21 protein-coding genes and 1 pseudogene are annotated in these 19,034 nt (G+C 70.4%); 13 read left to right on the top strand and 9 right to left on the bottom strand.

All coding sequences use genetic code 11. The annotated features are described in order from the left end of the window. Positions 1-43: 43 nt before the first annotated feature. From QF035_RS48505 to QF035_RS48515, 3 genes are all read right to left on the bottom strand, one after another. Positions 44-667, bottom strand: coding sequence for a hypothetical protein (locus tag QF035_RS48505; protein WP_307528748.1), 624 nt, complete (start codon positions 665-667; stop codon positions 44-46). Between the two features lie 100 nt (positions 668-767). After that, on the bottom strand, positions 768-932 hold the full coding sequence (locus QF035_RS48510) for a hydrophobic protein (RefSeq protein ID WP_307528750.1): 165 nt from the start codon (positions 930-932) through the stop codon (positions 768-770). Positions 933-1,053: 121 nt separating this feature from the next. Next, positions 1,054-1,263: a hypothetical protein gene (locus QF035_RS48515; RefSeq protein ID WP_307528752.1), complete on the bottom strand. Its 210-nt coding sequence runs from the start codon at positions 1,261-1,263 to the stop codon at positions 1,054-1,056. A 379-nt stretch (positions 1,264-1,642) separates the two neighbouring features. Here QF035_RS48515 and QF035_RS48520 point away from each other — a divergent pair, with 379 nt between their 5' ends. The 4 genes from QF035_RS48520 (at position 1,643) to QF035_RS48535 (ending at position 3,160) form a co-directional block, all read left to right on the top strand. Further along, entirely contained in the window at positions 1,643-1,921 is a 279-nt protein-coding gene (locus tag QF035_RS48520) for a hypothetical protein (RefSeq protein WP_307528754.1), read from the top strand. A gap of 83 nt (positions 1,922-2,004) precedes the next feature. Then, positions 2,005-2,364: an ANTAR domain-containing protein gene (locus QF035_RS48525; RefSeq protein ID WP_307528756.1), complete on the top strand. Its 360-nt coding sequence runs from the start codon at positions 2,005-2,007 to the stop codon at positions 2,362-2,364. A gap of 40 nt (positions 2,365-2,404) precedes the next feature. After that, the gene (locus QF035_RS48530; protein WP_307528758.1) at positions 2,405-2,761 is read left to right on the top strand and encodes a PRC-barrel domain-containing protein; all 357 of its coding nucleotides are present in this window, start codon (positions 2,405-2,407) and stop codon (positions 2,759-2,761) included. A 39-nt stretch (positions 2,762-2,800) separates the two neighbouring features. Further along, positions 2,801-3,160: an ANTAR domain-containing protein gene (locus tag QF035_RS48535; protein ID WP_307528760.1), complete on the top strand. Its 360-nt coding sequence runs from the start codon at positions 2,801-2,803 to the stop codon at positions 3,158-3,160. Positions 3,161-3,238: 78 nt separating this feature from the next. On the opposite strand, the gene QF035_RS48540 is transcribed toward QF035_RS48535, so the two are convergent. From QF035_RS48540 to QF035_RS48555, 4 genes are all read right to left on the bottom strand, one after another. Continuing rightward, positions 3,239-4,105, bottom strand: a complete 867-nt coding sequence (locus tag QF035_RS48540) for an NAD-dependent epimerase/dehydratase family protein (protein WP_307528762.1) — start codon at positions 4,103-4,105, stop codon at positions 3,239-3,241. 118 nt (positions 4,106-4,223) lie between these two features. Next, complete coding sequence (locus tag QF035_RS48545) at positions 4,224-5,084, bottom strand: LysR family transcriptional regulator (RefSeq protein WP_307528764.1); 861 nt, start codon at positions 5,082-5,084, stop codon at positions 4,224-4,226. A gap of 101 nt (positions 5,085-5,185) precedes the next feature. Then, the gene (locus QF035_RS48550) at positions 5,186-5,737 is read right to left on the bottom strand and encodes a GIY-YIG nuclease family protein (protein ID WP_307528766.1); all 552 of its coding nucleotides are present in this window, start codon (positions 5,735-5,737) and stop codon (positions 5,186-5,188) included. 33 nt (positions 5,738-5,770) lie between these two features. Next, on the bottom strand, positions 5,771-7,375 hold the full coding sequence (locus QF035_RS48555) for a PucR family transcriptional regulator (RefSeq protein ID WP_307528769.1): 1,605 nt from the start codon (positions 7,373-7,375) through the stop codon (positions 5,771-5,773). Positions 7,376-7,538: 163 nt separating this feature from the next. On the opposite strand from QF035_RS48555, the gene QF035_RS48560 reads away from it, so the two are divergent. Both QF035_RS48560 and QF035_RS48565 read left to right on the top strand, forming a co-directional pair. Beyond that, a complete protein-coding gene (locus tag QF035_RS48560; RefSeq protein WP_307528771.1) occupies positions 7,539-8,351 on the top strand; it encodes a class II aldolase/adducin family protein in 813 nt (270 codons plus the stop codon). Between the two features lie 126 nt (positions 8,352-8,477). Then, positions 8,478-9,110, top strand: coding sequence for a hypothetical protein (locus QF035_RS48565; RefSeq protein WP_307528773.1), 633 nt, complete (start codon positions 8,478-8,480; stop codon positions 9,108-9,110). A gap of 116 nt (positions 9,111-9,226) precedes the next feature. On the opposite strand, the gene QF035_RS48570 is transcribed toward QF035_RS48565, so the two are convergent. Further along, positions 9,227-9,511 carry a hypothetical protein gene (locus tag QF035_RS48570; RefSeq protein WP_307528774.1) on the bottom strand — a complete coding sequence of 95 codons (285 nt, stop codon included), beginning with the start codon at positions 9,509-9,511 and terminating at the stop codon, positions 9,227-9,229. 44 nt (positions 9,512-9,555) lie between these two features. Next, positions 9,556-10,914 (bottom strand): MFS transporter, encoded by a 1,359-nt coding sequence (locus QF035_RS48575; RefSeq protein WP_307528776.1) that lies wholly within the window; start codon positions 10,912-10,914, stop codon positions 9,556-9,558. Positions 10,915-11,096: 182 nt separating this feature from the next. Here QF035_RS48575 and QF035_RS48580 point away from each other — a divergent pair, with 182 nt between their 5' ends. The 7 genes and pseudogenes from QF035_RS48580 to QF035_RS48610 all read left to right on the top strand — a co-directional run bounded on the left by QF035_RS48580 (position 11,097) and on the right by QF035_RS48610 (position 18,956). After that, a complete protein-coding gene (locus QF035_RS48580) occupies positions 11,097-12,617 on the top strand; it encodes a carboxylesterase/lipase family protein (protein WP_307528778.1) in 1,521 nt (506 codons plus the stop codon). A 32-nt stretch (positions 12,618-12,649) separates the two neighbouring features. Further along, complete coding sequence (locus QF035_RS48585) at positions 12,650-13,846, top strand: hypothetical protein (protein ID WP_307528780.1); 1,197 nt, start codon at positions 12,650-12,652, stop codon at positions 13,844-13,846. Then, complete coding sequence (locus QF035_RS48590; RefSeq protein ID WP_307528782.1) at positions 13,813-14,433, top strand: hypothetical protein; 621 nt, start codon at positions 13,813-13,815, stop codon at positions 14,431-14,433. The genes QF035_RS48585 and QF035_RS48590 overlap by 34 nt, the downstream gene beginning before the upstream one ends. 137 nt (positions 14,434-14,570) lie before the next feature. Next, positions 14,571-15,734 (top strand): sensor histidine kinase, encoded by a 1,164-nt coding sequence (locus QF035_RS48595; RefSeq protein ID WP_307528784.1) that lies wholly within the window; start codon positions 14,571-14,573, stop codon positions 15,732-15,734. Further along, positions 15,731-16,401: pseudogene (locus QF035_RS48600) on the top strand (response regulator). The gene QF035_RS48595 and the pseudogene QF035_RS48600 overlap by 4 nt, the downstream one beginning before the upstream one ends. A gap of 152 nt (positions 16,402-16,553) precedes the next feature. Further along, complete coding sequence (locus QF035_RS48605; RefSeq protein WP_307528786.1) at positions 16,554-16,769, top strand: hypothetical protein; 216 nt, start codon at positions 16,554-16,556, stop codon at positions 16,767-16,769. Between the two features lie 6 nt (positions 16,770-16,775). After that, a complete protein-coding gene (locus QF035_RS48610; RefSeq protein ID WP_307528788.1) occupies positions 16,776-18,956 on the top strand; it encodes an MMPL family transporter in 2,181 nt (726 codons plus the stop codon). The last annotated feature ends 78 nt before the right edge of the window (positions 18,957-19,034 follow it).

The following is a 19,034-nucleotide window of genomic DNA, read 5'->3' on the forward strand; positions in this document are numbered from 1 at the left end:
AGCATGGGACTCGCTGCCGCCGACGGCGGAACTCCGAGCGCCATCACGTGTTCCTTCCCTTCGCGTGACGTCCGGTCAGCGGCCACGGCGCGCGCCCCTGGTCGTCGGGGGCCGACGGGCGACGCCGGTCCGGGTTGGCCGACTGTTCGGTAACCAGCGCCTCGAAGAGACCCCGGGCTTCGACCATGGCCTCCCGCATCTCCTCCGTGCCGCTCTGATCACGGGCCGCCCTGTGCATGCTGCGGTAGCCCTGGACGAAGTAGGCGTGGTGGACGGAGAGGGCAGCCACCTGCTCCTCGAACTGCTCGCTGTCAGGGAAACCGCGGTCCATCGCCAGGCGCGCCAGCAGCGCGTCCGCCTCGGAGACGGCCTTCTGCGGTGACTCCACGAACTGCTCCTGAACCGCGGCCCAGTCAGTCACGTAGTGCTCGCGGGCCTCGGGCGACAGCGACAGCTCCCTGAGCGAGCCGTGCTGTCGCACGCGCTCATCGAGCTCACGCTCGGCCGCCCTCACGTCGCCGTCGTGGCGGGCGAGGGCACGGTCGTACTCCGGGCCGAAGTGCCTCTTCAGCCCGCGTCCGCCGTTGCCCCGGGCTCTTCCGCGTCCGAGGTAGAGGAGGGTGGCCAAGCCGATGACGATCATGGCAATGATCACGACGGTGAACATGGCTGCCTTCTTTGGCTCTTGGTTCGCCGATGGGTCTGCATCATTGCCGTCAATTCCTGAGAGTTTCGGAGAGCGGTCGGCCCTGCCTCCGTGCTGTGGATCACCGGCGGCCGGACCGGCGCCTGCCGCCGCCGCGCCCGCGCCTCGTGAAACCGACGATCCAGACGACCAGCAGTACGGCAGCGAGCCACCAGAGGGTCTGCATGGTGAAGCCGATTCCGAACACCACGAGGATCAGCAGTAGGAGAAGAATCCAGAGAAGCATGGCCGAGCCTCCACGCGGTCACAGGGACAGTTCCTGCGTTCCGCGGGGTCAGGGCGAAGCGGAAGGTGGAAGGCCTCGCCCGGAGAGTTCCGGAGCGCTGTGGCCCCACGCCTGCCGTCAGTCAACGCCCGGCAACCCCCCTTGTCAACGCAGCTTCGACACCGGGGAGTTCTGGGAGCTGGGCAGGGGCCGGTGGGGTGAACGGAGCCTCGACGGGGGCTTCGGTCGGCTCGATGGGCGGAGGCGGCAGGACATGGTCCTCCCACCAGGACAGGCCCAGCACGGTGGCGAGCACGAAGGGAGTCAGAACCGGAACGATCAGCGCGTACATGTACCGCCTGTTGGGATGCGTGCGACGCGTCGGGCAACGGATCGTTGCCCGCGCGGAGCGCATCGGGGCCGCGCCGGGATCACAGGACGACGGGCGCGTGCGGGAACGGCCTCGCTCGTGACGCGGCAGGTTCCGGAACCGATGCGCAGGGTGCGCCCCCTGGGGAGCGCGATGGCGGTGCGACGCTGCCGGGGGCCGGGGCGGCACGACGCACGCTAGCCCTCCCCGCAATTCCCGGATAGATGTCAAGCAGCCATCCATACCGGGCCGTACGCAGTTGCGTCGCACGGTATCCGCAACCTTCTGGCAGGACTACGCTGTGGAATGAGGCCCGAGTCCCCGGTATCGATGCTGTGTCCCGCTCCCGGGGAGGCCCTCCGTGTTCGCCCTGCTACTCGTCCTCATCCTGGTCCTGTTCGGCCTTGGCTTCCTCGATCCCGTCTGGTGGGTGGCCGCGGCGGTGCTGGTCTTCGGCGCCGCCCACTACAGCCGCGATCGTGGCGGGAGCCCGGGCCGTGGCAACAGGTCCGACCTCGGGGACTACCGGGTCTATGAGCAGCGCCGGGATCGTCAGGACCGCTGGGACCGCCGCTACACCCGCCGGCACCGAGCGCGGTGGAGGCGCGAGGAGCGGCGCGACCGCGAACGCGGCAGGTGACCCGTGAAGCGACCCAGCAGCCAGCGAATCCGGAACGGCTTCACACGGGCCGGACACGTCGAGAGCCTGGAGAGGTACACGCCATGCCACGCACCAGCGTGATCCAAGAAGAGTGGTGGGATCTGAAGGCCGAGGTCTCGTGGGGGAACGCGCCGGTCGGGCAGGACGTCGTCGCGCTGCTCGCCGAAAACGATCAACTGCGGCGGGCCCTGTCCGGCCGTGTGGTGGTCGACCAGGCCTGCGGCATGGTGATGGCCCTGACCCCCTGCCGACGCGGGGCGGCCAGGAACCTGCTGGTGGATGTCTCACGACAGTGCGATCTCAAACTCCGGGAAGTGGCTGCGGCTCTGGTCGCCACCTCCGAGGGAAAGCCGCTCCCGGAGCATATCCAGCGGGCGCTGCGCCGTGCGCTGCGGCGGCTGCATACGGCGGACCTGCGATGAGGTTCACGCCGACCAGGCAAGTCCCTTGGAGGGAGAGACCATGATTCACACGGCTGATGTCCGGGAATGGCGCGCCCTCGACGTCGTCGACTCGGATTCCCACAAGATCGGTGTTCTCGAAGCGGTGTATGTGGACACCACCACCGACGAGCCGGCCATGGCCACGGTACGGACCGGTCTGCCCACCCGGCACCGTCTGGTGTTCGTCCCTCTCGATGACGCGATCGTCGGGCCGGGCTACCTCAAGGTCGGCTACGTCAAGACGCTGGTGAAGCAGGCTCCTTCGATCGGCACCGACGACGTACTGCCCGCCGAACAGGAGGAAGCGATCTTCAAGCACTACGGACTGGCCTACAAGCCCGGTGCGGCCGGCGAGCGGCAACTGGCGCGCCGCTGACCACCTTGGACAGGATGGCCGCGTTGTGAGATACGCAGCATGCATCAAGTGACCACGCACCGCGAGGTACAGCCGTTGTCGACGGTCGGGACGTCGACGGGGGACGAGGCACTGGCTGGCGAGGTTCTGGAACTGCGTGCCAAGAATGAGCAGTTGAGCCAGGCACTGGTGAGTCGTGCGGTGATCGACCAGGCGCGCGGCATGGCCATGGTTCTGGCGCCGTGCTCCAGTGACCGATCCTGGGACCTGCTCGTGGACGTGTCGCAGCACTCCAACGTCAAACTCCGCGACGTGGCTGCGGCCCTGGTCGCCACCACGAACGGCCAGGAACTCCCGGACTCGCTGCGGCGCGAGTGGCATCGCGCGTTGCGGCGACTTCACGCGCCGGAGCGACGGTGACGGCTCAGGAGCAGAGACCGAACTGGGGGGACCGAGGCCGCTGAGCCCGGCGGCGCTCGGATTCCCCGCCCTGGTGGTTCAGCCCTGGGCGAGTTCGGTCAGGGCTTCGAGACGGGTGGGTGTCCAGCCGAGCTCGCGGTGTGCCCGGGCGCCGCTCAACTGCTGGTCGAGGGCGAATGCCTCGGCGATCGGGCCCATCCGCCGTACGGCCTCCTCGATGGTCAGCGACGCGATCCGGTCCGGGCATCCGGCGGCGTGGCTGAGGGCCCGGGTGATGTCCGCCAGCGGAGGGTTCTGGCCGCCGGCCCCGGCGTAGACGGAACCGGCCGGGGCGTTCAGGGCCAGGACGTACAGCTCGGCGATGTCGTCGACATGGACCAGAGCCCAGTGGTTCGTGCCGTCCCCGACGCAGGGCACGGCACCCGCGGTGCGCCCCGGCTCGACGAAGAACGACTGCGCCAGTCCGCCGGAGCGGCCGTAGACCAGCCCGGGCATCACCACCACCGGGTGCCCACCGGTGGCGGCCCGGGCGAGCACCCGCTTCTCGTTCTCCAGCCGCCAGGCGGTGATGCGCGGCGGGCTCAGCGGGGCGTCCTCGTCGGCGACCCCGTCGGTGTCGCCGTACACCCACACCCCGCCCGTGTGCACATACGGGCCGCTTCCCACGCCGTCCTGCAGCGCCTCCGCCGCCGCGCGGTCGACGTCGGCGGTGCCCTCGGCGTAGTCCACCCCGAGGTGGATGACCCCGTCGGCCCGGCCGGCCGCCTCGCGGAGGACATCCGTGTCGGTGAGCGCGCCCGCGACCGGGGTGGCACCGAGGTCCGACACGGTGCGCGCCGCGTGCTCGCTGCGCGCCAGCGCCGTCACGGCGATGCCGTGCCCGGTCAGCGCCCGGATGGTGGAGCGGCAGATGTAGCCGGAGCCGCCTGTGATGAAGATCTGCATCGCTCTCACGGTCCCTGTGGGTGGAGGAGCGGCGGAGATCCCCGCCGCTCCTCCACCCTGAGCCCGTGCCGCAGCCGGCGTCCAAGACCTCTTCTGTCAGCGCTGATGCCCCAGGACATCAGTGCTGGGCAGCGGCGATGTCGGCGAACTCCGGGAGCAGAGGGGAGCGGCGGTCCGCGCTCCAGGCAAGGCAGGCCTCGCCCGGGCCGATGTCGTCGATGGGCACATGCGCGACATCGGTATGGGTGTAGTACGCCGCGGTGGACAGCGGAAGGACGAGGACGCCCCCGGACGTCGCGACGTGTTCCAGCTTCTCCTCGACGGTGGCGAACGAGGGCCGCGGCCCTGCCTCCTCGCCGCCGGTCCGCTCGGGGAGGTCACGCCACTCGGGGACGGCGTCGGGGTCCTGCAGCAGCCGTCCGGTCGCCAGATCCGCGATGACGACGGACTCCTTGCCCGCCAGCCGGTGGCCTGCCGGCGGTACGGCCACCCGGGGCTCCCGGAAGAGGGGGCGCAGCTTCAGGCCGCGATGATCGACGGGCAGCCGTACGAAGCTCACGTCGAGCAGGCCCTCGTGCACCCCTTGGACCTGGTCGCCCCAGGAAGTGCGCACCACCTGCACACTCAGCTCGGGATGCCTGGCCGAGAAGGCACGCACCGAGCCGGTCACGGTGATCCCCGGAATGAAGCCGACCGTGAACACCGAAGATCCGTGCGTGGCCTGCTGCACCCGGCGCTGCAGAGCCTGCGCGGCGGCCAGCAGGGGTCGCGCGTCCTCCAGCAGTTGACGGCCGGCGGTCGTCAACTCGGTGGTCTGCTCGTACCTGCTGAACAACTGCGTGCGCAGTTCCTGCTCCAGCGCACGGATCTGCCGGGACAGCACCGGCTGCGTGATGTGCAGCCGCTCGGCGGCCCGCCCGAAGTGCAGCTCCTCGGCCACAACCACGAAGTAACGCAGCTTGCGCAGATCGACATCCACGACTTCTCCCACTGTGTGGACGCCGTGTTCCAGCCCAGTTCCTCCGGGCGGTGTCGTCGGGGAGATCATTTGGTGCCGCGAGCACGCCTGTGCCCCGGTGCCTACGCCTTGGCCGAGCGTGGGCCGGCACTCGCGTAGTACGTGTTCCGTGCCTCCTGGACTCGGTCCCGTGCGGGGCCGTGCCTCGCGCCATCGAGATTCAGGGGCGGAGACAGGCTGGAGATGAGCGCGGCCTCCAACGGGACGGGATCAGGGTGTTCGGCCCAGGTGAGGGTGAGATGGCGATGCATCCACCCGGTGAGGCGCTGCTCGTCGTCCGGGACCAGGATGACGCGGTCGGTCCAGGTGGTCCGGTAGCCCTCGGCCGGCATGAGCAGCCCGGCCAGGGTGCGGCGCCGGGTTGATCCGCCGGAGTGCCTCAGATGGTTTCCGGTGATGCGGGTACGAAGCCGGGTCGCTTTGCCGAGGTACAGCAACCGCCGTTCGGGGTCAACGGAGTTGGCCGGTCCCGGGAGTGAGGCAAGGACACTCGGAGCGGCCCACCATGCGTACAACCCCGAGGTCCTGGGCAGCGCGGTGGCCGCCGCGTCAAGCGCTCGCGGCGTGGCAAGCAGGGCCGCCGTGACCTGACGAAGGGCTGCGTCATCAAGCATGGGCCGCACCCTAGGCCACGTACGGCACGTGCGTTACTCGTCGGCCGCGTCCGCCTCGCCGGGCAACCAGCGCAGGGCGAACCAGAGTTCCATGCGTACGCCGGCATCCTGGAGGTCGACTGCGAGGAGTTCGCCGACCCGTGCCAGGCGGTGGCGCACGGTGTTGCGGTGGACGTGGAGGGTCGCGGCGGTGCGGTCCCAACTGCCGTGCAGGGTAAGCCAGGTTCGCAGGGTGTCGAGGAGGACCGGGGCACCCGGCGCGCCGGCCCGGTCGAGCGGGGCGAAGCGGGCGCGGGCCAGATCCCGGGCGTCTGCGGCGGGGACGAGCCCGTGCACGGTGAGCGGGTCCTCGGTGTGGACGACGGCGGGTACTTCGGCGGCGATCGCGCGTCGGAGGGCACGTTCGGCCTGACGATCGGCATGAGGGAGGTCCGATGCCGGTGCGGGTGTGCTGAAACCGAGGACCCACCCCAGGCCGGCCGCTTGTGCGGGAGCCTCGGGGCGGGTGTCCGCTGCATTGGGGACCAGCGCTTTCAGGTCGGCGCCGTCGACGTGCAGGTAGGGGGTCCGCAGGGCGGTGGCCAGGGTGGCCAGATGCGCGGGGTCGTCGCCCGGGTTGGGTGCCTGCGTGGCGCGTGGGGGCATACGGCGGCCGTGGACCACGACCCAGGAGTTGTCTTCGGCTTCCGTCGTGTCGGAGGGCGAGAGGGCAGGTGCGACCTCCGCCGGGTCGGCTCCGAGCATGAGCCGTACGAGGGCGCCCGCGCTGTGGGTGTCGGTGCCCAGGGCGTGCCGGGGGCTGGTGAGCAGGGCGAGCAGCACGGTCGCCGTGCTGGTGACCTGCCGGTGGACCAGGGTCGGGGCCGTGGTGGCGGCCTGTCCGAGGGCGAGCGTCGTGGTGGTGCCGTCCGCTCCGGGCAGCGTGTGGACGGTCAGATGGGTTCCGCCCTGGTGATCGGCCGCCGCGGCCGGTCCGGAGCGTCCGGCTGGGCCTGTACGGGCGCGGACGCGGGCGGTGGTGCGTACGGCGAGGTCGCGTACGCGTCCCGGCGTGGGGGACGCGGGTCGGGGACCGGCGCTGAACAGTTCGGTGCCGTGGGCGTCGTAGAGAACCGCCCAGGCACCGGTGTGCGCGCTGAGCTGGGCAAGCACGGCCCGGAGCGCATCCGGCCGGGCGGCGGCCGTGGCCAGCGCCGACTGTGCTCGCGAGATCTCGCGCAGCTCACGGTTGCGGGCCTCGGCGATCGCCGCGTACGTGGCCTGCCCGACGGCCACGAAAGGGGTGGCCGGGGGCAGTCGCACGAGTGGGAGCCCATGGCGGTCGCAGGCGGCGATGAGCTCGGGCGGGACCTCCTCGTGCACGGGGGCGACACCGAATCCGAGCGCACTCACTCCGGCGGCGACGACCTGTCGTACGTACGTGTCGATGCCCTCCGCGTCCCGGGGGAGACGCACGCCCGCGGTGAGCAGCAGTTCGCCGCCCGCCAGATACGGCGTCGGGTCCTCGACCTCCGTCATGCCGACCGTACTGACGCGGACCCGGTGCGCCCCGGCGGGGCCCGCGATCCGGCGCAGACCCAGTGCGGGGTCGGCGAGCAACGTGCTAAGCGGCACGGACGGCTGCTCGGACTCGGTCATGAGGAGACATCCTCCCGGCCCGGCGGCAGCACGCGGGACTGCCGGAATCATCCAATGGGTGACTCCATATTGGACAGAACCGCCACTTCGGCGCCAGCCCGACCCCTCGATAGCGTCGTGTCACCCACCAACCACCGGCCCCACGCCGGAAGGAGAGCCACCGATGGCCGAGCTGTCCCTGCGCCCCGACCGCACCGCTCCGACCGCTCCGACGGCGGCGGCCGCGGCTGCCGGCGAGGAACTGCGCCTGCGTCGCGAACTCGCCGCGGTCTACCGGCTCGTGGCGCACTTCAGGATGACCGACCTGATCTTCACGCACATCTCCGTCCGGCTCCCCGGCCCGGAGCAGCACTTCCTGATCAACCCCTACGGCCTCCTCTTCGAGGAGATCACCGCGTCGAACCTCGTCAAGATCGACCTGACCGGCCGTCCCGTCGAGGAATCGCCCCACCCGGTCAACCCCGCCGGGTTCGTCATCCACAGCGCCATCCACGCCGCCCGCGCCGACGCCCACTGCGTCCTGCACACCCACACCAAGGCCGGGTGTGCCGTCGCGGCCCAGGAACACGGGCTGCTCCCGCTCAACCAGATCTCCATGGAGTTCCACGGCAGGCTCGGCCATCACGACTACGAGGGCGTCGCCCTCAACCTCGCCGAGCAGCAGCGCCTCGTCGCCGACCTCGGCGGTCACCCCGCGATGATCCTTCGCAACCACGGCCTGCTGACGGTCGGCGAGACCCCCGCCCAGGCGTTCCTGCGCATGTACTACCTGGACAAGGCGTGCGAGATCCAGATCGCGGCCACCTCCGCGGGAACCGGCCTCGTCATCCCCAGTCCCGACATCTGCGAACTGACCGCACGTCAACTCACGGGCGAGGACGACAGTTCGGATCTCCAGGACGACATGGGATACGAACTCGCCTGGTCGGCGCTGCTCCGATTGGTCGAGCGCGTCGCCCCCGACTACAAGGACTGACCCGAAGGCGAACCGTTCCGCTGCCCAACTCGTCTCCATGTTCGATATGGCACCTCGACGTGAGATGCCCAGTGGTGCCGACGAGGCACTTGTACGTCCAGGGAAAGGACTGCCGGAACGGTGTTAGTGAGCCACAGGAAAAGGACCGTCGGCTGGATCGCCGGAGGCGCGCTGGCGGCGACGCTCGCGGGTGTCACGGGGTGCTCCAGCGATTCGGACCCGGCCGCGGACAAGGAGCCGACCGCAAGCAGCTCGTCCGCGGCCGACGCGAAGAACGCGGACAAGGGGAAGCAGAAGGACGGTTCGTCGGCGCAGCCCTCGGCGGGCGGCCAGTCCACAGCCGAAGGTGCGGTCGCCGCGTGGGTCACCGCGGTCATCAAGGGCGAGCCGAAGCAGGCGTGCCTGCTGATGGGGGAGCCGGCCACAGATTCGTCGCCCGCCCGGGCCGGCACCGCCGAGAGGTGCAACAGCGACGATCCCGAGGTCCGGCAGATGCAGGACAACCTCGGAGAGATGCGTACGTCGTTCATGCCCGAGCCGCCCACGGACAACCCGAAGGTGGACGTCGCCACCGTCCAGCCCACCGGTGACAAGGCGGTGGTCCCCGCAGAGAAGGTCACGGTCGAAGGGAAGACCCTCGACAAGATCATCCTGTCCCACTCCACCGGGGTGGAGGAAGGGCAGCTGGACGTCAACATGGAGTCCACCAAGATCGATGACGCCTGGTACGTGACCAATCTCGATTTCAACATCGGCTAGTGCCGTGACCGGGGAGCCTGCCCGGTCGGGTGGTCAGGCCGCTGTTCGCGGCGGTCTGCCATCCGCGGCCAGGGCAGGCGCCCTCGGTGCCTCGGCTTCCTCGGCCGGTCAGGCCGTCACGCCGGCGGCGCGCCGGTCAGGACTTCCACCCGGCCTGTGTCGAGCGAGTAATAGGCGCTGACCACGGTGAGATCGCCCTTGTCCACGAGCGGGGGGAGGTCCCTGTTGGAGCGCAGAGCGGCGGCGGTCTGCCTGACGTGGATGCGAGTCATGGCGTCGACATCGTCCACGCGGCCGGTGTCCAGGTCCCACTCCAGAGCTACACCGTCGGCCCCACCCGGGCCGGCTCCCGGATCTGCGCCCGCGCCGGCGGCGCCGACCTGACGAGTGCCCAGTGGCACACGTGCGTACCCGACACGTCGTATCGGAGGTGTGTGGAAGCTGATCAGCTGAGGCCCGCCGTGGCCGCGACGGGCGCGGGGGTGGCCGAGGCGTCGCTTCGTCCGATTCGCCGGGCCAGGGGTACGAGGGCGATCGCGACGGCGCCGACGAGTCCGGCCAGGGCGAAGGTGGTGAAGCCCCAGCTCTGGTTGCCGTTGGTGGCGAGTACGCCGATCAGCCACGGGCCGACGACGGCGCCGGTGCGGCCGATTCCGGTGACCCAGCCGAGGCCCGCCGCGCGTTCGCTGTCGCGGTAGACGGTGTTGGTGGCGGCGTAGACCATGACCTGCGCGCTGAACAGGAACACACCGGTGACGGCGACCACGGCGTACGTGACGCCGAGCGGCAGTTGGGACTTGAGCAGCAGGGCTCCGGCGGCCGTCAGCACGAACCAGATCGCCGACACCCGTACCGCGCCGAACCTGTCGGCGGCGCGGCCGGCGATCAGCAGGCCGACGATGCCGCCCGCGTTGATCACCATCAGGAAGCTGATGGACGAGTTCAGCCCGTAGCCGGAGGCTCGCATCATCTGCGGCAGCCAGGTGCTCACGCCGTACACGAGGAGCAGTCCGCTGAAGGAGGCCAGCCACAGCAGCGGGGTCGCCCAGCGGGATTCCGGGCGGAACAGCGCCCGTATGGCGGCAAGGCGGCCGGCCGCACCGGCGGCCGGAGCGGCGACCTCGGTGGGCCGGGGGAGCCCGTACCGGTCGGCGACGGCGTCGGCCTTGTCTCGCTCGCCGTGCGCCAGCAGCACGCCCGGCGACTCGGGCAGCAGCTTCAGCAGCAGTGGTACAGCGACCACGGCCGGGAGCACGCCCGCCCAGAACACCCAGCGCCAGCCCGCGGCCGGGGCCAGAGTCAGCCCGAGCCCGGTCGCTGCCATGCCCCCGAAGTGGTACGAGGTCATCAGCAGCCCGGTGGTCAGCGCGGCCCGGCGCGGTGGCGCGAACTCCATGACCATGGCCAGGCACAGCGGCATGAGCCCGCCGAGGCCGAGGCCGGCGACGAAACGGCCGGCCCCGAAGAGGCCGACGCCCGGGGCCACGGCGCAGATCGCGGAACCGAGGGAGAACAGCGTCACGCTGGCGACGAGCATGAGCCGTCGGCCGAGCCAGTCGGTGAGGTTCCCGGCGGTGAGGGCGCCGATGAGCATGCCGAACGTGGTCCAGCTGCCGATGGTGCCGGCCGTGGCCGGAGTGAGCCCGAGTCCGCTGTCGTCGAGCATGTGGGGCATGACGGCGCCGTAGATGTTGACGTCCATGCCGTCGAAGAACACGGCCAGCCAGCACAGGGCCAGGACGGGGAAGACCGTGCGGAACGTGTGTGGGGAACGGGGCGCGGCAGACGAGTGGGAGGAGTTCATCTTCGTCCTTGGAGATGTGATGGAACCTTGGAACGTGAGCGGTGTGTTCGTCAGGTGAAATATGATTCACTGCTGCTGCGAGTCTCGGGTCGGGGTGGGACGAGTGTCAATGGTGCGGCGCGAGGGTGTTCCACAGGATGCGTCGGTCGGCCGCCGAGCGGTGGCCCGGTTGAGGAGTGATCATGAGCAATGACGAGTTTCCCGAAGTCACGACCGCGGTCGGCACGGTCCGCGGCCGCCGCGAGGACGGGTTGGCGGTCTTCCGCGGCATCCCCTACGCCCAACCCCCGGTGGGCGAGGCACGTTTCGTGGCGCCACGGCCGGTGAACCGCTGGGACGGGGCCCGGGAGGCGTTCGCATTCGGCCCGCCGCCCCCGCAGGAGCCGTTCGGCCCCGCGCCCGCCCTGGCCGACGGTCCTCCGCCCGGTGACGACTGGCTGACCGTCAACGTCTGGACGCCGGACGCCGATCCGGCGGCCCGCCGCCCGGTGATGGTGTGGATCTACGGCGGCGCCTACAAGTTCGGCTCCGCCGACGATCCCGCCTACGACGGCAATCGCCTGGCCCGCGACGGCGGGCTGGTCGTGGTCACCCTCAACTACCGAGTCGGCATCGAGGGGTTCCTCCAGATCGAGGGAGCGCCGGCCAACCGAGGCCTGCTCGACCAGGTCGCCGCCCTGGAATGGGTGCGCGACAACATCACCGCCTTCGGCGGCGATCCCGACCAGGTCACCGCCTTCGGCGAGTCGGCGGGCGCCGGGTCCATCGCCGCGCTGATGTCCATGCCCCGGGCGCGGGGGCTGTTCCGGCGGGCCATCGCGCAGAGCGTGCCGGGCACGTTCTTCTCGAACGAGTTGGCCGCCGACATCGCCGAGTCCGTCGCGGGTGAGCTGGGACTGCGCCCGACGGTCGCCGACCTGTCCGCCGTGGAGCCGCGCAAGCTGCCCGAGGCAGGCGCTGCGCTGACCGCCAAGATGCGCGAGTACGTACACCGTTGGGGCCCGGTCGCGCTCACCCCGACCCCGTTCTCACCCGTCGTCGACGGTGACGTCCTGCCCACCACGCCGTGGGAAGCGCTGGCGAACGGCACCGCACGGAACGTCGAACTGATCGCCGGGCACAACCGCGACGAGTACCGGCTCTTCCTCCTGCTCGGTGGACTGCTCGGCCGGGTCGACGAGGGCCTCGCGTCGATGGCCCTCGGTCTCTTCGGACCGACACCGGACGCCGAGCGGTCCTACCGCGCCGCGTTCCCCGACGCCTCCGCGGAGTACCTCTTCGAACTCGTCCAGTCCGACTGGCTGTTCCGCATGCCCTCGCTGCACCTGGCCGAGGCTCAGACCGCCGGCGGAGGCCAGGCCCATCTGTACGAACTCACCTGGCCCGCCCCGGCCGACGGCGGTGCCCTCGGCGCCTGTCACGGCTTGGACGTGCCCCTGGCCTTCGGCGTCCCCGGCGGACTCGGCGGCATGCTGATCGGCCCCGAGCTCTCCCCCGAGACCGAGGCGCTGTCCGCCCATGTCCGCGCCGCCTGGACCGCGTTCGCCAGGACGGGCGACCCGGGCTGGTCCCCGTACGACACCGGGCGGCGCCTCGTCCACCTGCTCGACACCGAACCGACCACGGCCGCCTATCCCGAGGAGGCCTCCCGCCGACTGTGGGAGCAGCACACGTTCTCCGCGCTGCCGCTGGTGACGCCGTAACGGGGTATCTCGTCACACAGGCCAAGGCGAAAGTGCGGACCCTCAACTCGAAGACGAGGGCCGATATCGTCGTCCAACTCGCAGGCGGTACCTACTGGTTGGCCGCGCCGCTGTCCTTCACCCGGGCCGACTCCGCCAGCAACGGGCACAGAGTCGTCTTGCAGGCCGCGCCGGGCGCCCGCCCCGTCATCTCGGGGCGCGCGGAAGGCCACCGGCTGGACCCGGCAGGAGACCCCGCGAGGAACATCTGGAAGGCCAAGGTCGGCACCGGGTTCGACATCCGGCAGTTGTACGTCGGCGGCGTCCAGGCCACCCGAGCCCGCACCCAACTCGACCGCGCCGACCTGACCGCCGACGCCAACGGTTACACCTTCACCAGCGGCGCGCTGAAGTACCTCAACAGCCTGGCCGATCCCGGCCGTACCGAGATCGACGACCTCGGCTCCTTCACCAACCGCTACTCCCCGGTGGCGGGGATCCGTGACGGCGTCATCACCATGAAGCAGCCGGCCCGGAACAACAACACCTTCGGGTACGACACCATCGGCAACCCCTTCCGCAAGGGACCGCTGTACATCGAGAACGCGTACGAGTTCCTCGACTCGGCGGGGGAGTGGTGCCTGAACACCCGCACCGGGACGCTGTACTGCAAGCCCCTCCCCAGCCAGGACATGTCCACCGCCGATGTGGAGATGCCGAGGCTGGAGTCGCTCCTCTCCGTCGGCGGCACGTACGGTGCCTCGGCGACCCACATCACCTTCTCCGGACTGCAGTTCTCGCACACGAGCTGGCTGCAGCCGTCCACCGGCCAGGGGTACGCCAACCAGCAGACCGGCGCGTTCGTCCAGGGCACCTGGGAGCGCCCGTCCGAGGCGCTGGACTCCTGCCAGTACGGCTGCAGGCTCTTCGAGGCGACCCGCCCGCACTGGCACCAGATGCCGGCCGCCGTCCAGGAGTCGGCCGCCTCCCACATCGACTTCACCGGCAACCGGTTCACCCAGCTCGGCCAGGTGGCCCTCGGCATCGGCAACGACGCCAACGCGCACGCCACGGAGTCGGGCTCGGCGCCGACACCGGCAACGTGTTCAGCCAGGGCGTGGGCGGCGGAGTCGTGGTCGGCGGTCTCCAGGCCGACACCCACCACCCCGGCGACAGTCGCACGACCAACCGGAACATCACCATCAGCAACAACGGGATGCACGATCTCGCCCTGGACTACAGGGACATGACGGCCGTGCGGGTCACCTACGCCACCAACGCCACCGTCTCCCACAACGAGATCTACGACATGCCCTACACGGGCATCGCGATCGGCTACGGCTGGGGCACCAACGACCCCGGGGGCAGCCAGGACTACGTCAACCGCGGGCTGTACGACTTCCAGACCGTCTACACGACCCCCACCACCCTGAAGAACGTCAGGGTCACCGGCAACCACCTGCACGACGTGATGCGGACGATGGACGACGGTGCCTGCATCTACACGCTCTCCGACGGCCAGGGCACCCTGATCGACCGCAACTACTGCGCCGAGAACAACGGCCACTACGGCATCTACCACGACGAGGGATCACGCAACTACACCGACGTCAACAACGTCTTCCGCGACACCGGTGACTGGGACCACGAGAACTCCAACGCCACCAACAACACGGGCGCGTTGACGGTCACGGACAACTGGACCAGCAACGGCTCCATCAGCCTCAGCGACGGAATGCGCGGCAACAGGGTGACCGGCACCGTCGTCGTCACCGACGACGACTGGCCCCGCGGCGCCAAGCGGGTCATGAAGAATGCCGGCGTCCACCCCAAGTGACCCACCCACCGGCGAGGCCGGACGGGGCACCGGCCCCCACCCGCAGGCGGCACGCCCTCCTGGCCCGGTCCGTGTCCCCACCACTCGGCCGGCGCCCGTACTCCTCCTCTGATCGGCGTCGCGGGCATGATGGACCGGTGCCGCCTTTTGACCAGATCCGTGTCCGGCTGCCTCGTGGCGCCCGCGCCGACGCCGTGCTGGCCGGCGGGGTGTTCGTGTTGGTGGCGCTCGGCGCCGAAGGGCAGCGGCTGAGATACGGCGGGGACCCGGTGCCGTCGCTGATCGCGTCCTGGCTGCTGATTCTGGCGGTGTGCGGAGCGCTGCTGTTCCGGCGCCGGTATCCGGTGACGGTGGGCTGGTTCACGGTGCTGGCCACGGGTGCCTACTATCTGCTGAGTTCCATCGACGGCCCGCTGGTGATCGTTCCGATCGTGGTGTTGTACGCCATCGCGGCCCAGGGCCGGATGCAGGCGGCCGCCGCCATGGCGGCGGCGATGGTGATCGGCGTGGCCGCGGGCGTCTTCGTGGGCAACAGAGATGTCAACGGCACGGTGGTGTTCATGCTGGCCGGCTGGCTGGTCGCCGTCGTGGCCCTCGGCAGCGTGCGGCACGGCCGGGTGGCCTACGCCGAGGAGGAGGCGCGGCTGAGGGCCACCGAGGAGCGGCTGCGCATCGCCCGCGAACTTCACGACGTGATCGGGCACAACATCTCGATGATCAACGTGCAGGCGAGTGCGGCACTGCACCGGCTCAAGAAGGATCCTGCCCAGGCCGAGCATGCGCTCGGCGCAATCAAGTCGAGCAGTCGGGAGACCCTGCGCGAGCTCCGGGCCACCCTTGGAGTCCTTCGCCAGGTCGACGAGGAGGTGCCCACGGCACCGGCGCCGGGGCTGGCCCGGGCGGATGAGCTGGTGGACTCGGCGAAGCTGGCGGGGCTCCCGGTGCGCATCGAGCGGACCGGGGGTGAACGCGCGCTGCCCGCCCCGGTCGACCTGGCCGCGTACCGGATCGTGCAGGAGTCCCTGACCAACGCCGCCAGGCACAGCGGCGCCGGACGGGTCACGGTCCGGATCGCCTACGGGGAAAGGGAGTTGACCCTCGTCGTCGAGGACGACGGCCTGGGCTCGGCGGTCCGCCCGGCCGGGGCGGGTGGTGGCAGCGGGATCGTCGGCATGACAGAGCGGGCGCGAGCACTGGGTGGCGAGCTGGACGCGGGCCCGCGGCCGGAGGGCGGATTCGCCGTGCGGGCCCGGCTGCCGTACGGGATCACAGGAGAGCCGATGAAGCGGAGTGAGCGATGATCAGGGTCCTGCTGGCGGATGACCAGCGGCTTGTGCGGGCCGGGTTCCGGTCGATCCTGGAGGACGAGGACGACATCGAGGTGGTGGGGGAGGCAGGGGACGGGGAAGCCGCGGTCTCGGCCTGCCGCGAACTCAGGCCGGACGTGGTCCTGATGGACATCCGGATGCCGGGGACGGACGGTCTGGAAGCCTCCCGGGTGATCGCCGGGGATGACCGACTGGCATCGGTGAAGGTGGTCATCCTGACGACCTTCGATCTGGACGACTACGTGTACGGGGCGCTGCGCGCCGGGGCGACGGGCTTTCTGGTGAAGGACACGGAGCCGGAGGAACTGCTGCAGGCGGTGCGGGTCGCCGCCCGGGGCGATGCCCTGATCAGCCCGTCGGTCACACGGCGGCTCATCGCCGAGTTCGCGGCTCGCGGGTGAAAGGCCCTCGGCCGGACCCTCGGCTCGATGCCCTCACCGGCCGGGAGCGTGAGGTCATGCAGCTGGTGGCCGGGGGGCTCACGAACGACGAGATCGCGGCGCGGCTGGTGCTGTCACCGTCGACGGCGAAGACGCATGTCAGCCGGATCATGTCGAAGCTGGGGGCACGGGACAGGTCGCAGGTGGTGGTACTGGCCTACGAGTCCGGAATGGTCAGCCCGGGCTGGCTGGCGCAATAGGCAGGGCGGGCGGCTTCACCGGCGGGCCATGGGCCGCCGGCCCCGGCAACCCCTGGGGTACGAGACGGCGGCAGCGTACATCCGCTGGGGTACGCCCGGTGTCGGCTGGAGACTGACGACCCCGCCCCTGCCTCGCGTGCACGCTCAAGGGCATGAACGCACCCCGCTTTCACCGACGGGCCACGACCGCACTCGTCGGCGCGCTTGTCGGAGCTGCCGCCGGAATTCTGCTGGTCACAGCCGCCGGGGCCCTGGCCGTGAAGGTCGGCGGCGTGCCTGCCGCCCTGGGGATCGGCGTGCCCACGCTCAGCGGCGCCGTGGTGGGCGCGTTTCTCACGCCAGGCAACTCCCGCTCGAATCCGAGGTAGTCATCCATGTCTCCCACCCGCGGCACAGCCGCGTCCATCGCCCCGCCCCCACCCACACCGCATCGGCCGCGCGGCGGCCGGTTCGGCGCCCTGGCCGACTGGGCGCAGCGTCACCGCTGGGCCGCCCTGCTGCTCTGGGTGGCCGTCCTGGCCGCCGTCACGCTGGGTTCGGGGGCCGCAGGTTCCGCGTACAAGAACGACTTCTCCCTGCCGGGCACCGACTCCCAGGCTGCCACCGACCTGTTCAAGGAACACGGTTCCGCCCAGGCCGGCGACAGCGTCGAGATCGTACTGAAGGACAGCCAGGGCATCGATGGCCGCAAGGCCGCCGTCGAAAGGATGCTGGCGGAGGTGAAGGGGCTGGCCGGCGTCGCCGACGTACGCAGCCCGTACACCGAAGCCTCCGCCGTGTCCAAGGACGGCACGATCGGCTACGCCACCGTGACACTCGACGGCAAGGCGGAGGCAGTGCCCAAGGAGGACGTCACCGCGATCATCGACACCGCCAAGGGCGTCGAGGCGGACGGGCTCCAGGTCGAGCTCGGTGGTGATGCGGTGCGCGGAGCCGAGGACAAGGGAAGCCCGACCGCGGAACTCGCCGGCATCCTGGCCGCCGTGATCATCCTCGGGCTGCTCTTCGGCTCTGTCGTGGCGGCCGCCGTACCGCTGATCACCGCCCTTTTCGCGGTCGGCGCCGCCGTCGGCCTGATCGTTCTCGCCTCGCACGTCTTCACCATCGCCGACTTCACACCGCCCATCACGATGCTCGTCGGACTCGGCGTCGGTGTCGACTACGCCCTGCTGATCTTCTACCGCTTCCGGCACGAACTCACCGACGGCGTCGAACCGGCCGAAGCCGGCCGTAAGGCCCTGGACGCCGCCGGTCGTACGGTCTTCTTCGCCGGCTGCACCGTGATCATCGCCTTGCTCGGCCTGGTCGCACTCGGCCTCGGCTCGCTGCAGGGAGTGGCCCTCGCTCTGGCACTGACAGTGCTGACCACCATGGCGGCCTCGCTGGTTCTGCTGCCCGCACTCCTGGCGCTCTTCGGCCGGCGCATCCAGCGTCACGTGCTGAAGCACGCGGCCAGGTCCACGGCCAAGGGCAAAGTCGAAGGCCGCCGTTGGCGGGCCCTCGCCGCAGCCGTGCAGCGCCGTCCTCTCCCTGCACTGCTCGTCGCCGTCCTCGCCCTGCTGGCCCTGTCCGCACCGGCACTGAGCATGCGCCTCGGCTTCGCCGACGCGGGCAACGACCCGAGGACCACGACCTCCAGGCAGGCGTACGACCTGCTCGCCGAGGGCTTCGGCCCGGGCTTCAACGGTCCGCTGATCGTCCTGGTGCAGGGCGACGAGGCCGCAGGCCAGGGCGTCCGGTCCGAGCTGGCCAAGGCCGAGGGCGTGGCCACGGCCAGCCCTGCGATGCCCTCCGAGGACGGCGCCCTGTCCACGGTGTTCATCTACCCGAAGTCGGCGCCGCAGGACGAAGGAACCACCGATCTTGTGCATCACCTGCGCGATGACGTGGCCCCGCGGCTGGAGCGCGACACCGGCGCCGAGATCCTGGTCGGCGGTTCCGTCGCCGCCTCCCAGGACTTCGCGGACACGGTCGCTCAGCGGCTGCCGCTGTTCGTCGCCGTCGTCGTCGGCATGTCGTCGCTGCTGCTGATGCTGGTCTTCCGGTCGGTGTGGATCCCCGTCAAGGCAGCACTGCTGAATCTCCTCTCGATCTCCGCCGCGCTCGGCGCCATGACCCTGGTGTTCCAGTACGGCTGGTTCGGGGTGCAGCAGGGGCCGATCGAAGCCTTTCTCCCCGTGCTGATCTTCGCCATCGTGTTCGGACTGTCCATGGACTACGAGGTGTTCCTGGTCTCGCGGATCCACGAGGAGTGGGAGCGCACGAAGGACCACTCCCTCGCGGTGCGGGAAGGACTGGCCACCACCGGCAAGGTGATCACGGCTGCCGGAGCCATCATGATCGTGGTGTTCGGCGCCTTCATGCTGAGCCCCGACCGGATGCTCCAGCAGTTCGGGCTGGGCCTCGCCGTGGCGATCCTGGTGGACGTGTTGGTCATTCGCTGCCTGATCGTCCCCGCCGTCCTGCAACTGCTCGGCAAGCGGGCCTGGTGGCTGCCCGCCCCGCTCGCCCGGCGACTGCCCAAGGTGGCGCTCGAAAGCCCCAGGGAAAGCTGACGACCGACCCTGGAAAGCCGAGTGCTCTGCGGGCGCCCGCGATGTGCACGGGACCCTGCCCGGCAGGGTCCCGTGCAC

The organism is Streptomyces umbrinus (assembly GCF_030817415.1).
GTDB lineage: Bacteria > Actinomycetota > Actinomycetes > Streptomycetales > Streptomycetaceae > Streptomyces > Streptomyces umbrinus_A.

What these genes read in the sequence shown, in the direction of transcription:
- QF035_RS48505 (WP_307528748.1), bottom strand. Translation starts at nt 667, where the DNA reads ATGTTCACCGTCGTGATCATTGCCATGATCGTCATCGGCTTGGCCACC.
- QF035_RS48555 (WP_307528769.1), bottom strand. Translation starts at nt 7,375, where the DNA reads ATGACCGAGTCCGAGCAGCCGTCCGTGCCGCTTAGCACGTTGCTCGCC.
- QF035_RS48540 (WP_307528762.1), bottom strand. Translation starts at nt 4,105, where the DNA reads ATGCAGATCTTCATCACAGGCGGCTCCGGCTACATCTGCCGCTCCACC.
- QF035_RS48610 (WP_307528788.1), top strand. Translation starts at nt 16,776, where the DNA reads ATGTCTCCCACCCGCGGCACAGCCGCGTCCATCGCCCCGCCCCCACCC.
- QF035_RS48535 (WP_307528760.1), top strand. Translation starts at nt 2,801, where the DNA reads ATGCATCAAGTGACCACGCACCGCGAGGTACAGCCGTTGTCGACGGTC.
- QF035_RS48575 (WP_307528776.1), bottom strand. Translation starts at nt 10,914, where the DNA reads ATGAACTCCTCCCACTCGTCTGCCGCGCCCCGTTCCCCACACACGTTC.
- QF035_RS48530 (WP_307528758.1), top strand. Translation starts at nt 2,405, where the DNA reads ATGATTCACACGGCTGATGTCCGGGAATGGCGCGCCCTCGACGTCGTC.
- QF035_RS48515 (WP_307528752.1), bottom strand. Translation starts at nt 1,263, where the DNA reads ATGTACGCGCTGATCGTTCCGGTTCTGACTCCCTTCGTGCTCGCCACC.
- QF035_RS48525 (WP_307528756.1), top strand. Translation starts at nt 2,005, where the DNA reads ATGCCACGCACCAGCGTGATCCAAGAAGAGTGGTGGGATCTGAAGGCC.
- QF035_RS48605 (WP_307528786.1), top strand. Translation starts at nt 16,554, where the DNA reads ATGAACGCACCCCGCTTTCACCGACGGGCCACGACCGCACTCGTCGGC.
- QF035_RS48580 (WP_307528778.1), top strand. Translation starts at nt 11,097, where the DNA reads ATGAGCAATGACGAGTTTCCCGAAGTCACGACCGCGGTCGGCACGGTC.
- QF035_RS48550 (WP_307528766.1), bottom strand. Translation starts at nt 5,737, where the DNA reads ATGCTTGATGACGCAGCCCTTCGTCAGGTCACGGCGGCCCTGCTTGCC.
- QF035_RS48560 (WP_307528771.1), top strand. Translation starts at nt 7,539, where the DNA reads ATGGCCGAGCTGTCCCTGCGCCCCGACCGCACCGCTCCGACCGCTCCG.
- QF035_RS48510 (WP_307528750.1), bottom strand. Translation starts at nt 932, where the DNA reads ATGCTTCTCTGGATTCTTCTCCTACTGCTGATCCTCGTGGTGTTCGGA.
- QF035_RS48590 (WP_307528782.1), top strand. Translation starts at nt 13,813, where the DNA reads ATGCACGATCTCGCCCTGGACTACAGGGACATGACGGCCGTGCGGGTC.